Raw genomic sequence first — 13,524 nt, 5'->3', positions numbered from 1 at the left:
GCATACCGCCTTTACGCCGCCGTCAGAATGGCGCGCGCCGCAGGGCATCCTCCCACACGCCCGTGTCTGTCGGCACATATGTGTCCGGTCTCACCGCCGAACGCACCATCCTGCGCATGTCCTCCATACCGGCGGCATGTCCTGCCGCTACCGCCTGCATCATGATGTTGCCTATGGCGGTGGCTTCAGCGGGACCCGCCACCACCGTGACACCCGTCGCATTGGCGGTCCACTGGTTGAGAAGGGCGTTGCAGCTGCCGCCTCCGATGACGTGAAGCACGCTGAGCTGACGTCCCGACAATGTGCGCAGGCTGTCGAACACATGACGGTAGCGCAGGGCAAGACTCTCGAATATGCAGCGCACAAGGCGTCCCCGAGTGTCGGGCACAGGCTGGCTGTGACGGCGGCAGAATGTCTGTATCGCCTCAATCATGTCCGGCGGATTGGCGAAGGAAGCGTCGTCGGGATTGATAATGCTGCGGAACGGCTCGGCTGCGAGTGCCTCGCCGGTAAGCACATCGTAGGGCACTGCACCCCAGACAGCGCGGCAACGCTCCAGAATCCACATGCCGCAGATGTTCTTAAGCAGCCGGATGGTGCCGCAGACTCCACCCTCGTTGGTGAAGTTAAGCTCACGTGCGGCGTCTGTCATGACCGGAGCTGCGGTCTCTATTCCCATGAGCGACCATGTGCCGCTGCTGAGATAGGCAAAGTCACTGCCCGATGCCGGCACCGCAGCGACGGCGGAAGCCGTGTCGTGACCAGCCACGGCGATCACCGGAACGGGTCCGAGTCCTGTCAGCCTCTGCACCTCCGGCGTCAGTGTTCCCACCTTCTGTCCCGGAAAGACAAAACGTCCGAAACTCTCCTCCGTCAGTCCCACCGCCTCAAGCAACTGTCTGTCGAAACGCCGTGTGGATGCGTCGAGGAGCTGGGAGGTCGACGCGATGGTGTATTCGGTCACCATCTCGCCCGTGAGCATGTAGGTTATGGCGTCAGGCATGAACAGCAGTCTGTGCGCGGCGGCAAGCGCGCTGTCTGACGAAAGGCGCATGGCGTGAAGCTGGAAGAGGGTGTTGAAGTCCATCACCTGTATGCCTGTGCGGCGGTACACCTCGTCGCGCGGCACCACAGAGAAGAACCTCTCAGCCGCTCCCGAAGTGAAAGGGTCGCGGTAGGCACGCGGCAGTCGCATGAAAGCTCCGTCTCCGCCCACACACACAAAGTCCACTCCCCATGTGTCGACACCTATCGAACATATCTCGCAGCCGTCGCGTCCGGCAGCCTTTTTAAGTCCCTCCAGCACGTTTCGGAACAGTTCGTAGATGTCCCAATAGAACCTCCCGCCGCTGCATATGAGATGGTTTGGAAATCGGCTCACCTCCTCAAGCTCCAGTCCCGACGGTCCGAACCACCCTAAGACGGTGCGTCCGCTCGTCGCTCCAAGGTCTGCCGCAAAGAAGCATTGTCTTTTATCGCTCATCCGGTTATATTGCTTAGATTCATGAATTGTACGAGCAAATATAGCAATTAAGGCAATAAAAGAGTGTATGATTTTTGATGTAAATCATTCATTATCTGACACTGACCCGCCTGCGGAGCCGTGGCAGGGCGCACACACGGACGCTCACCCAGCCCCGCATGTGGCGAAAAAGCCCAGCTTGTAGGCATCATAAATCCTCAGGTGAGCCTTCTTTCCGGTGAGCAGCCTGCGCTCAGCCTGCCCGAACACGTTGTGCCACGACTTCACCGCCCACAGCATGTGGCGGCGGCTCAACGCCTCTGTTATGTCAATCATGCGCGAGTAGCCCTTCATGTCGCTGTAGAATTCGCGCAGCGTAAGCATGTCCTTCTCCGTCTTCTCCACAAAGCGGGTGTTGCTCTCAAAGTCGTCCATCACCACGGGGTTGTCTATGTGGCACACCGTCACGCCGTTCTCCTCCAGCCGCCGTCCGAACATCACGTCCTCATACCGCCTCATGCGCTCGTCGAAAGGGCAGCTTTCCATCACGCTCCGCTCAGCCATGAAGTTCACCGAACGGAACGCCTGATAGGGGTGTCTGCGCCTTTCAGCGGCGGTGTGCCTTTCCTGCGCCCTCCGCTCGTAGGCGCATCTGAGGCTGCGGCGCGCGTCTGCCGCCCTGCCGCCCGTGCGCATTCCTCCGCTCACCACGCCCGCCTCGGGAGCCTCCAGATAGCGGTGTATGAACCAGTCGTCGGGCACCGACATGTCGCAATCGACGAAAAGGAGCCATCTGTACCTGCTTATGCCTGTAAGGAAGTTGCGTGTGGCTGCCGCCCCCGAGTTGGTGTCGCGCACCACATACCTGCATCCCTCCATCCTGCATATCGCCTTGTTCTTTGCCACGGCATCCCTGTCGTCCGACCCGTCGTCGGCTGCTATTATCTCGTAGCGCAGCCCTTCCACGTCGTCGCACAGTTCCTTCAGCCGCGCCACCATACCGACGCACACGCGGTTGTATACCGGAAGCAATATTGAAATCTCCTTACGCTGTTGCATAATAATAGAAATAACATATTTGCCGTTAATAAAATGCATACTTTCCACATCGCCGCAGTCTCGCATCATTGTCTGTGCGAATAGCCACAGCCAATGGAGTAACGACAGTATGGAAGTCTCCGTGCAAATATATCAATAAAAAACGAGATTACCGCATTGTCGTGACAACAATGATGACCAAGGCATTACGTCATATGTTTTCCATGCTCCGCCATCATTCTGTTATCTCCACGCGGTTTCCCTCAGGGTCGGCGACGGCACTCTCATAGCATCCGTCTCCGGTCGTCCTCGGTTCGCCAAGAACGGTGTATCCGTCCTTTCTCAGCGTCTCCGTGAGCGTGTCCACATTCTCTTTGCTTCCTACTGATATTGCAAAATGGGCGAGTCCTATCATGTCCGCGCCTTCGTGCCTGTCTGCCATGGCTGGAATGTTCATCAGTTCTATTCTTGCTCCGCCCTCTTCGGCAGACAGGAAGTAGGACGAGAAGTTCTTGCGCGGGTTATGGTATTTTTCCCCTGATACGAAGCCGAAGTACTTTGTGTAGAATTCTCTGAGCGATTCAATGTCGTCCGCCCATATTGCCAGATGGTCTATCTTCATAAGTCTGTGTCTTATTTATTTCTTCAAAATTAATATAAAGTGGCGGTTTCCTCTTATGGGAGACTGTTTTTTAAACATTATTCTACCGTAACAGGAGGTCATATATTGACTGTATCTCATACCGTTGTCAGGCAAATGGTTTTTCAGGCTTCGCCAAGTATGCGGCGGATTGCGTACGGATAAAGAGGAGAACGGGAATAAACGGGAGTATGGAAAATGTATGGACGGCTGACAGTCAGGCGAAATCCGTCATCAGAGTTGTGATGTATGATTATCGTTAAATGGGGTTACGGACATATGGAAGCGGGCAGTCAATATTATAAAGTTTATCCGGTTTATGTGTCCATTCATTGGTATAAACGTCGCGGGATATGGTTTTTTCTTTGTACCTTTGCAAAAAGCCGGGCGGTGGCTCGGCAGCATCGGTGCCGTCGGAACCGTATCTTTATTATTAACTTACACCGTCAGGACGGTGCGCACCCTTCCGTCCTGCAATCAGAGAAATGACATTTATCGTTTATGACACGCTTTTTCATAATACTCATCATGTCTGTCATGTCAGCCGCAGTATGCGCGCAGAGCACCGCACCGGCAGTGAAAGGCAGTGTGGTGGACGCCTCGACGGGCAAGCCGGTGGAATATGCCGGCGTGACACTTACCGACACTAACAACAACACCATCGCCTCGGCTGAGGTGGAGGACGGACGCCTCGAGATTCACACCGCGCGCGAAGGGCGGTTCATCGTCACCATAATGCTCCTCGGCTACCGCACATACCGTAGCGACACGCTGGACATAAGGAGGGGCAGGACGGCTGACCTTGGAACCATACGCATGGAGATGGAGGAGAGCAGTCTGGAGGAAGTGGTGGTCACGCGCGACCGTAGTAAGGTGGTGTACAGGCTCGACAGGCGCAGGATAGACGCCTCGTCGGTGCTCTCGGCGTCGGGTGGCACCGCAGCGGATGTGCTCAAGTCAACACCATCGGTGCGTGTGGACGCCGACGGCAACGTGTCGTTCCGGGGAAGCACGGGCTTTCTCGTCTACGTGAACGGCAAGCCGTCGATGCTCGAGGGAACGCAGGCTCTGGAGCAGATAGCCGCCGCCGACATCGACGCCATTGAGATAATGACAACGCCCTCGGCACGATATAAGACCGAGGGTGACGTGGGAATAATCAACATAACCACACGACGCCACGCTGACAACGGCATAAGCGGAGCGGCGCACCTGTCGGGAAGCACCATAGGCACGTGGAACACCGACGCCACCATAGGCTGGCGCGGAGGGGCAAGCAGGTGGTATGTGGGCATGGCGGCGTCTGACATAAGGGGCAAGAGCGACTTCAGGCAGAAAAAGACAACCGTCGTAGACGACTTCACCACCACCTCCGACGCTGACGGAACGCGCCACAGCGACAAGATATCGTACATCGGACGAGCCGGATGGGAGTATGACTCCGGAGCCCACCACCTGCAGGCGGAGCTGCAGGGAGGCATGACCGACAACAGGAGGGGCGGCGACATGAGCTATTACGAGCACCGCGTCAAGGGTGACGAGGTGATGAACGACGGACTGTATGACAGTCATGACCGCTACTCAAACGAGAAAAGGCTCGCGCAGCTCTCGGCAGACTATGTGCTTAACCTCAACGGGCGGGGCGACCGCATATCCGTAAGCGGACGGCTGAGGCACGACTGGTATGCGCTGGAATATACCGAAAGCAACATGTTCGACGGGTCAGGAGCGAGGTATGAGGGCACGCGCGGATATGAGAAGGAGCACCACTGGGACTTCGACGGGGTGGCGTCACTGCTCGTGAACTACCGTCCCTCGGGACGCATAGAGGCGGGTTATCAGTACACATCATACAGCGAACACGGCGAGTACAACATAAAATACTGGGACAGGAAGATGAAAGACTTCGTGTGGCAGGACAACCTCCATGCGCCGTTCTTCTACCGCAGGCAGATTCATTCGCTCTATGCCATGCTCACAGACAGAATGGGAAAGGTGGAGTTCGACGCCGGATTGCGTGCCGACCATACCATCGACGAACTGACAATATCAGTAGCCGGTGCCGACAGATACATCAGAAGGCTGGAGCTGTTCCCGTCGGCTCACGTGTCCTACGACGCCGGACGGGGCAACGTCTTCACCCTCGGCTACTCCTACCGGACAAACCGTCCGGGCATATGGCAGCTCGAACCGTACATCACGTATGAGGATTACTACACCAAACAGATAGGCAACCCGGACATCAGACCGGAATATATACACACCGTGGAAGTGGGCTACCGCAAGTCGTTCGCGCAGGAGAACAGTGTGTCGCTCACCGCTTTCTGCCGCTCGAGACGCGGGGTGATGGACAAGGTGAGGGTGCCATACGAGCCGGGAGTGACGCTCGACTCGCTCATAAACGCCGGCAACGACATCACATTCGGACTCGAGCTCAACTCTCACCTGCGCCTGCTGCGCTGCTGGGACATGACGCTCAACGGCAGCCTGTTCCGCTATGAGTTCACAAGCCGCTACGAGGGATGCGCCGACGCAGCCAACACGAGCTACTCGCTCTCGATGATGAACAACTTCAGTCTGGGACGGTCCACTCGTATGCAGTTCGATGCCAACTTCGTGGGACCCACGGTTCTCACACAGGGACGGGAGAAAGCTTACTGCTACTTCGACCTTGCCGTGCGCCGCCAGCTCATGCGCGACCGCCTGGCAGTGTCGCTCGTGGCGCACGACGTGTTCCGCACCGCACGCTACGACAACCGCCGCTCCACCGCCACACTCATGTCCTCAACCTACGTCCGACCCAAGTATCCCAACATAATGCTGTCCGTCAGCTATTTCTTCAACGCCTCGGGAGGAAAGATGCAGGGCGGAAAGGTGTCGTCGGGAGCAATGTTCGAGGGTAAGGATTTCTGATGGTGACACAGCCGTAAGGCTGCATCCTTACGGTGTCATACGCTGTCACGGTGAGGATGAGAGGCGCGGGAAGGCAAGGATGTGGTGTATGCCGCGCAAAGAAAACACCAATTATAGCCATCATTTCCTATTTTTTATATACCGCCACATCCTAAAGTAGAGACGCAAAATCTTGCGTCTCCCGTACAATGAGTGCAAATATTCAGGCATACTTTCAGCACTGTCAATATCGCAAACCTCCTTGTGAGACGCAAAATCTTGCGTCTCTACCGGGCTGACGCCATCATTATAAAATAATACTTACAGCTCACATTGCCCCTCACTTCCCCGTTTTTATCCATGAAAAACGCTTCCACGCCACAAATGACGCCATTCCCCGGCACACTGGAACCGTTCCTTCCGCGCCTCACACATCCCACTGCAAACCGTATATTTATGCCATATGGAAAGTAAAAAAACGCGACAGATAAAAATCGCGGAATAGGAATGGCACTGCTGCGGAAAAGGCTTTATCGCACCATACACCATCAGTCATATCGCAAAAAAATGGCTTTTCCACCACCGTCCTGCGTCTGTCATACTGCGGGAAAGCCTCTTCCGCCGCGCGAAAAACACTCCGCCGCATCGCGGAACAGCACCTTCCGTCATGCGGAAAAGCCCCTTTCGCAGTCCCGAACAGTACGTTCCGCATCGCAGAACGCGCTTTTCAATGCATCTGTTTTGTGTATATCGTTGATTATCAACAGTTTAATAAAGCCGCTCCAAAACTCACGTATTTGCCTCCGAAACCCTGTCCGGATGCAAATAACTCACTCTCGCGGACTTCACGCCATACCATTTTGCATAATCATACACACATTTCCGCATATTTATTCATTCCCGCCTGCCTCGCCTTTACGTACATCCGCGCGCCGACACCCGCCGCATAACGCCCGCGGCTCAGCGTCTGCCGTCAGCCGGAGCATTGTCCGAGTCGGTCTCCCTGACTATGTACGGCGGTCTGCATTTCGTCTCGTTGAATACCCGTCCCAGATATTCGCCTATGATGCCGAGCGAGAGCAGCTGCATGCCTCCGAGGAAGAGGATTACTATTATCAGCGTGGGATAGCCCTGCACGGGGTCGCCCACGGCTATGGTTTTCACAAGCACATAGCACATGTATATGAATGCCACGAACGAGACGAGTATGCCCACCCATGTCGATATGCGCAAAGGCGCGGTGGTATACGACGTTATTCCCTCCACCGCAAGGTCGAAAAGACGCATGTAACTGAACGATGAACTGCCGTTGACGCGGTCGCCCTGGTCGAAGACAATCTTCTTTTTTCTGAACCCTATCCAGCAGTACAGCCCCTTGGTGTAGCGTTGTGTCTCGCGCAGACGCCTCATGGAGTCGATGCACTTGCGGTCGAGCAGGCGGAAATCGCCAACGTTTGGCAGTATCTCAATCTTCGCCATGCGCTGCAGCATGCGGTAGTAAGCCATCGACAGACGCCGTCGCAGCCAGCTCTCGCGTCCCCTGTTGCGGCGTTCGGCATACACGTCGTCGAAGCCTTCCTCCCAATGGCGGAGCATCAAGGGTATGAGTGATGGCGGGTGTTGCAGGTCGGCGTCCATGATGACGGCGCAGTCTCCGCCCGCACGGTCGAACCCGGCGAGCATGGCGTTTTCCTTTCCGAAGTTACGCGACAGGCTGACATACCTTATGCGTCTGTCGGTGCGGTTTATGCGTTTTATCTCGCTGAGCGTACCGTCACAGCTGCCGTCGTCTATCATTATTGCCTCCCACTCATACTGCGCGTTCTGCGCGAAGAGCGTCCGCAGGGCTTCGTAGAGTCCCGCTATGTTGTCCTGCTCGTTGAAGCATGGTATTATGACCGACACTTTCTTCATTTGCTGTCCTTCCTCATTATGTCCACTCGGTTCTTGTCTATCAGCCACACACACTCATACTTGCCCGTAGCGAGCGCGCGCCGTGCTATGGAGCGTGCCTCATGACCGCTTTCGCGCGGGATGATGGTGTCTTTCACGCATGTCGGCCAGCGATACATCGTCTCATGAGCCACGGCTGCCGCCTGCGGTCCGAAGGCGTCCTGCGGCAGCACGCAGAATGATGAGAACTTCTTTTCGTCATCGTCTGTCACCACGCAGTAGGCGTTTTTAACGGGATGACCGGCAAGACGTATTGCCTCATGTGCCATCTCACGTCCTACGGCGGCGGTGGTGTAAGCCTTATACCAGTGGTGAACGTCGGTGATGATTGCCGCTGCCGCATACATGGCGAATGCCGTGCGGAGCAGCGCGGGATGGTTGCGGCTCATGTGGTCGGCTACGAATGCCACAAGCAGAGCCGACATGCCGAGACCCGCGTAGGCGTTCATCACGCTCAGACTTATGAGCAGATGGGGCGACATCACTATGAGAATGCACACCGCCAGACCGAGGAAGCGGCGTGTGAGCCACAGGCGCGGACTGCGGAAGAACATCATATAGACGAACGGAAGCGACAGAACGAGCGTCAGGGCGGCAAGCGGCAGGCAGCGCGATGCGGTGTGGACGATGCTCACATAGTCGGCTGCCACCCACGTGTAGCCAAGGAATATGGCTATCTCCTTCAGCTTTTTCGCCGGCAGGAATGTGTTGTAGTCGGGGTTGTAATACTCCGTTGAGGGTAGTGCGAGCCTTATACACCCGTATGCCACGGCTATCGACACGCCGAAAAGCAGGTGGCGCAGTGCACTGCGGCGGTCTTCCATACCGAAGGCGAAAGCCAGCACCGGAGGCACGACAGCCCACGCTATGCCGTTGTCCTTGGACAGTGCAGCCATCATGACGCACGCCGCCCATGCGGCATACCGTCTCTTGCCCTCCATCGAGAGGTAGAACCACACAGCCGCCATGCCCCACATATGGGAATAGGTCTGGTTGAGCGCGTCGCAGCTGAGCACCGTTCCGAGCATGCACGGCGACATCCAGAAGAAGAGGGTTGACGCGAACTGTGCCGCGCGGCAGAAGCCCAGACGCTGCGAGAGCTTCATCACAAGCACCGCGCCGAGCAGATGTCCGATGACAATGCATACGTGGTTGAGTGCGGGAAAGAGCTGCGAAACCGCTCCCACGATGTAGCCCATAAGCGCGTCGAACGGTCTCCACACACTGCCGTAAGGCAGGAAGAACTTTGCGCTGTCGGGGTCGAAGTTGGGCGACGACAGGGTGCTCCAGTCATCGAACGAGGGATAGATGCCCACGACAGCCCACAGAACGAACGGCAGGCTTACGAGTATTAATGTCAGGGGTGATGTCTTGCCAATCTTCATTATTATATTGTATGTATGTTGTTTTATGTCTGATGAGTCACATTATATCCCCTTTCACATCCATTACATGGCGGCAGTCAGCCTCCAAGGTGTCATGTCAGGGCAATAAGGCGGAGAGGCTGCCACGATGGGTGAGACTCCGAATGGATGCATTATGGATATAAGGATATTCCTGCCGGGATGCTTCTGTGGTCTTCAGTTCACTATCGCAATCTTACACACGGTGCCTTTCTTGCCGTCTGAGGTGGCTGTCTGCACCATGTACACGCCGCTCGCCACGCGCCGTCCGCTCTTGTCGCATCCGTCCCACGTGAAGAGTCCTCCGTTGCTCCTGCCCTCGGCTACGAGCGTTCCGTTGACTGTCACTATCTTGACGTCGGCGTCGAGCGTCAGTCCGGTGACGGTGATGAGTCCTGTGTAGTCAGGTCTTACAGGATTGGGATAGGCATATACGTTGTCCTTGTCCATCTTGTCGGATGCCTGCGAGGCGTCGCTCATATAGGAGCACAGTCCCTTGTCGGTGCCGAAAAACACCTCTCCGCTTGTTCCGTCGACCGCTATCGACTCGATTGTGTTTGAAAGCAGCGGACTGTTGTCGGTGGTGAAGTGCTGCAGCTGGGTCATGTTGTCGGCGCTGATGAGGAACACCCCGCTGCCGTCCGTGCCGAACCACTTGCGTCCCCCTCCGTCTATGGCTATCGCGCTGATGCTTATGCCGTCGAGAAGATAGTCGGCATAGTTGGTCCCGTCGTTGCGTGGCACCTTCACCTGGGTAAATGTCTCGCTGCCGTCGGCTATGTCTGCCGCCGTTAGCATGAGCGGTCCGGCAGCCGTCCCGAGCCATATGTTGCCCTCGATGTCCTCCTCCAGGCATCTCACTCCCTGTGCGGTGAGAGCCGTTCCGTCCTGATTGACGAAGCGTGTGTACATCTTCATCCCGTCGGTGGACGGCTGGTAGCATATCAGGGCGGGCTTGCGCCAGTCGCTGCTGCCGAACCACATCAGTCCGCGACTGTCGAACATGAGTCCCACCATGTATTCCATTGACCGCCCTACACTGGTGATGAAGTCGCTCTTGTGGTGTGATGTCCATTCGCCTCCGGCATATTCGAACAGTGATGCGGACGGAGCCACGCTGTTGAGACACCACAGCCTGCCCTCGGTGTCGAACCTGACGGAGGACACGAGAGTGTAGTTCTTCTTGTCGGTACTGGCAACGTTACCCGCTCCCTGCAACGGACTGTTGTCCATTGTGAACGCTTTCACGAGTTCCCTGTTGCTGAACTCGTACATGCCAGCCTGCGTTCCCAAGAACACATGAGCCGGATCCTTGGGGTCGACATCAACGCTCATCGCACCCTTATATTTGTATCCGAGCGTCGCGGCGAAGTCGTCGGGATAGACGTTCCAGCCCTCCTGTCTGTCGTACACCTGCAGGCAGGCGTCGCGCTCGGGGTTGCCCAGTCCGCCGCAGGTGTAGAGCTGTCCGTTGATGAAGCGCATGAAACCGAAGAAGTTGTACTCCGGTCCGTCGGGAGCGACGCCCGCGAGAGTGGTCTGCACGCTGCCGTCGCCACCTATCACGCCCTTCGCCAGCTTGCCGTCGCTGCCTGCAATCCAGTAGGAATCGTCCGCCGGAGAGTATTCTATGCCTCCCCATGAGAACGCGATGTCCTGTCTGCGGTCGGTGGCGGATATGATATAGGTGTGGCTTCCGCCATAGCACAGCATCTTGCCGCCGCTCACTTTCACCCTGCGGAACCACGGAGTGTAGAACACTCTGTACTTGTCCGCCGTCCTGTCCATCACGCATGCCTCGCCGCTGTTCAGTCCGATGAGTTCTCCGTCGAATACGAACAGGCTGCCGAACGTCTTCTGGCTGTACCTTGTCCACTTCGACCTGTCAGCCAGATTGTCGTCAGCCGCCGCGCGGTACATGCCGTCCGCCGTGGCGGCGAAGATGCGGTTGCCGTCAGGTGCGGTGGCGTAGACGTTCACGCCGAGGTTGTATGTGTCGCTTATCGCGGCGTTGCGCACGTCTATCCTCACTATTCCGAATCCGGTGGAGAGGTAGGCGTCGGAGCCGTTTATGGCGATGCTGTTTATCGTCTTGTCACCGGTGAGAGACTTGTTGTAGTATTCCGACATGTTGGTCACCTTGCCGTCGGGTGTCACGAGGTCTATGTTGTAGTTCTCATACACCACGACGAGCCGTCCGGCTCGGGCGCACCATGCTATGTCACTGATGCCGCAGTCGCTCAGCGCGTTCACCTTGTCGTAGGTCTGTATGCTCTGGTCGGAAGGGTTGTACGAATAAAGTCCGCCCGAGGCAAGCACGAAGACGACGCTCCCGGTGTCCTCTATCCTTGTTATGTCCGAGTATGCCGGGTAGGCGTTCCATGAGCCTACAGGAGCTCCGCAGATGTCTGTCACAAAGAGCGAAAGCATCAGTGTGACGATGGAAAACAGTTTCTTCATATTCGTGTAAGTGCGTGTGTGATGGGTGTAAGTATGCCTGCGCGGCATGATATGTGCAGCCTTCCTCCGTGAATGCCGCGTTATCTGTCCTTTGAAAGCAGATACTCAGCCAGCCGTGCCACGGCTCGCGCGCGGTGGGAGATGCTGTTCTTTATGTCGCTGCCGAGCTCGGCGAACGACCGCTCATAACCTTCAGGCACGAATATGGGGTCGTAGCCGAAGCCGGAAGAGCCTTTCCTCTCGTGCGATATGGTGCCTTCTATCCTGCCCTCGAAGGTGTGCTGCACGGGCAGTCCGTCCTTCCGCTCTATCAGGGCTATGACGGTGCGGAAGCGCGCGCGGCGGTCCTGCATGCCTTCCATCTCATGGAGCAGCTTGCTCATGTTGGCTTCAGAGTCGTGACCCTTGCCTCCCGCGTATCTCGCGCTGTACACTCCGGGCGCTCCGTCAAGAGCGTCCACCTCCAGACCGGTGTCGTCAGCGAAGCACGGTGTGCCGTATCTGTCGTACACGTAGCGCGCCTTCATCACGGCGTTGCCCTCAAGCGTGGGCGCCGTTTCGGGTATGTCGTCGTGGCATCCTATGTCGGCGAGCGACAGCACTTCGATGCCTGCGCCGAGAATCTGCCTTATCTCTTCGAGCTTATGACTGTTGTTTGTCGCGAATACTATCTTCATCTTTCTTTACTTTTACTTTTATCTGGTCGAATCCCTCGCCGTACACTCCTATGACGGAGCTTTGGCTGACGAACGCGTTGGGGTCTATCATCTTTATGAGGCGGAATATCGTGACGCTCTCGCTCTTCCTCGCGAGCAGGCATATCACCTTCATGTCGCGTCCGGTGTACCATCCGTGTCCGTCGAGAATGGTGAGGCTGTGGTCTGTCTTGCGTGTTATCGCCTCGGCTATCTCCTTGTGGTGCATGGAGAAAATCATGAACTGCACCGACTGCCGCTGCCAGCTCATCACGTAGTCGAGCATGGAGCATTCGATGAACATTGTGCACAGACCGAACACTACCTTCCTGCTTCTCACGTCGATGTCGCCGAACGAGTCGATGAAAAGACAGCTTCCGATGATGCACAGGTCCACAGCGAGGAGCACTTTTCCTAACGAAATGTTGTGGTATTTGTTCACTGTCGCCGCCACGATGTCGGTTCCTCCGGTGCTGCCGTTGTTGAGAAAGACTATAGCCATGGCTGTTCCCGAGAGCATACATCCTATGACGAGCGACATGAAGTCGTTGCCGTCGCCAAGCAGTCTGTAGAATGTGCCGTCGGGGCGGACCACCACCTCCTGCGCCAACCGGAGCAGGAAGGAGAGTGCGAAAGTGGCGTAGATGGTCTTCATGAGGAACCGCCAGCCCAGAATCCTGAGCGTACCTAAGATCAGCGCGGCGTTTATGAGGAAGAAAGTGTACTCCACCTTGAACCCCGTGGTGTAGAAGATGATTGCTCCGATACCTGCTATGCCGCCCGTGACAATCTCATACGGCAGCAGGAACACGGTGAAAGCGAACGTATAGAGCAGCAGTCCGAGCGTGATGTTGAAATAGTCTTTCGCCTCACGCAGAATGAATTGTTTGTACATATACATATTTATTATAATGACAGACACGCCCATCCTCCCACATATAGGTGTGCGGGCAGGATGGGCTTTGCCTTTCATTTACGGTT

9 protein-coding genes are annotated in these 13,524 nt (G+C 56.3%); 1 reads left to right on the top strand and 8 read right to left on the bottom strand.

Annotated elements, in window-relative coordinates:
* Positions 1–22: 22 nt before the first annotated feature.
* From BN4609_RS11465 to BN4609_RS11455, 3 genes are all read right to left on the bottom strand, one after another.
* Positions 23–1,483 carry a rhamnulokinase gene (locus BN4609_RS11465; protein ID WP_068856784.1) on the bottom strand — a complete coding sequence of 487 codons (1,461 nt, stop codon included), beginning with the start codon at positions 1,481–1,483 and terminating at the stop codon, positions 23–25.
* A 144-nt stretch (positions 1,484–1,627) separates the two neighbouring features.
* Entirely contained in the window at positions 1,628–2,521 is an 894-nt protein-coding gene (locus BN4609_RS11460) for a glycosyltransferase family 2 protein (protein WP_164071666.1), read from the bottom strand.
* 214 nt (positions 2,522–2,735) lie between these two features.
* The gene (locus BN4609_RS11455; protein WP_068856783.1) at positions 2,736–3,122 is read right to left on the bottom strand and encodes a VOC family protein; all 387 of its coding nucleotides are present in this window, start codon (positions 3,120–3,122) and stop codon (positions 2,736–2,738) included.
* 519 nt (positions 3,123–3,641) lie between these two features.
* Between BN4609_RS11455 and BN4609_RS11450 the strand changes: the two genes are divergently transcribed.
* Positions 3,642–6,053 carry an outer membrane beta-barrel protein gene (locus BN4609_RS11450; RefSeq protein WP_068856782.1) on the top strand — a complete coding sequence of 804 codons (2,412 nt, stop codon included), beginning with the start codon at positions 3,642–3,644 and terminating at the stop codon, positions 6,051–6,053.
* A gap of 939 nt (positions 6,054–6,992) precedes the next feature.
* Here BN4609_RS11450 and BN4609_RS11440 read toward each other — a convergent pair.
* The 5 genes from BN4609_RS11440 to BN4609_RS11420 all read right to left on the bottom strand — a co-directional run bounded on the left by BN4609_RS11440 (position 6,993) and on the right by BN4609_RS11420 (position 13,444).
* Positions 6,993–7,946 (bottom strand): glycosyltransferase family 2 protein, encoded by a 954-nt coding sequence (locus BN4609_RS11440; RefSeq protein ID WP_068856781.1) that lies wholly within the window; start codon positions 7,944–7,946, stop codon positions 6,993–6,995.
* Entirely contained in the window at positions 7,943–9,370 is a 1,428-nt protein-coding gene (locus BN4609_RS11435) for a hypothetical protein (protein ID WP_068856780.1), read from the bottom strand. The genes BN4609_RS11440 and BN4609_RS11435 overlap by 4 nt, the downstream gene beginning before the upstream one ends.
* A 195-nt stretch (positions 9,371–9,565) precedes the next feature.
* Positions 9,566–11,848, bottom strand: a complete 2,283-nt coding sequence (gene porZ, locus BN4609_RS11430) for a type IX secretion system anionic LPS delivery protein PorZ (protein WP_068856779.1) — start codon at positions 11,846–11,848, stop codon at positions 9,566–9,568.
* Positions 11,849–11,928: 80 nt separating this feature from the next.
* Complete coding sequence (locus BN4609_RS11425; protein WP_068856778.1) at positions 11,929–12,525, bottom strand: non-canonical purine NTP diphosphatase; 597 nt, start codon at positions 12,523–12,525, stop codon at positions 11,929–11,931.
* On the bottom strand, positions 12,491–13,444 hold the full coding sequence (locus BN4609_RS11420) for a YitT family protein (RefSeq protein ID WP_068856976.1): 954 nt from the start codon (positions 13,442–13,444) through the stop codon (positions 12,491–12,493). The genes BN4609_RS11425 and BN4609_RS11420 overlap by 35 nt, the downstream gene beginning before the upstream one ends.
* Positions 13,445–13,524: the final 80 nt, after the last annotated feature.

The sequence above is a fragment of the Leyella lascolaii genome (genome assembly GCF_900079775.1).
Classification (GTDB): domain Bacteria; phylum Bacteroidota; class Bacteroidia; order Bacteroidales; family Bacteroidaceae; genus Prevotella; species Prevotella lascolaii.
This window is presented reverse-complemented; position numbering and strand designations above follow the sequence as displayed.

Bases quoted from the DNA above. Each gene is read 5' to 3' on its own strand.
- BN4609_RS11465 (WP_068856784.1), bottom strand. From the start codon at position 1,483: ATGAGCGATAAAAGACAATGCTTCTTTGCGGCAGACCTTGGAGCGACG.
- BN4609_RS11460 (WP_164071666.1), bottom strand. From the start codon at position 2,521: ATGCAACAGCGTAAGGAGATTTCAATATTGCTTCCGGTATACAACCGC.
- BN4609_RS11455 (WP_068856783.1), bottom strand. From the start codon at position 3,122: ATGAAGATAGACCATCTGGCAATATGGGCGGACGACATTGAATCGCTC.
- BN4609_RS11450 (WP_068856782.1), top strand. From the start codon at position 3,642: ATGACACGCTTTTTCATAATACTCATCATGTCTGTCATGTCAGCCGCA.
- BN4609_RS11440 (WP_068856781.1), bottom strand. From the start codon at position 7,946: ATGAAGAAAGTGTCGGTCATAATACCATGCTTCAACGAGCAGGACAAC.
- BN4609_RS11435 (WP_068856780.1), bottom strand. From the start codon at position 9,370: ATGAAGATTGGCAAGACATCACCCCTGACATTAATACTCGTAAGCCTG.
- porZ (WP_068856779.1), bottom strand. From the start codon at position 11,848: ATGAAGAAACTGTTTTCCATCGTCACACTGATGCTTTCGCTCTTTGTG.
- BN4609_RS11425 (WP_068856778.1), bottom strand. From the start codon at position 12,525: ATGAAGATAGTATTCGCGACAAACAACAGTCATAAGCTCGAAGAGATA.
- BN4609_RS11420 (WP_068856976.1), bottom strand. From the start codon at position 13,444: ATGTATATGTACAAACAATTCATTCTGCGTGAGGCGAAAGACTATTTC.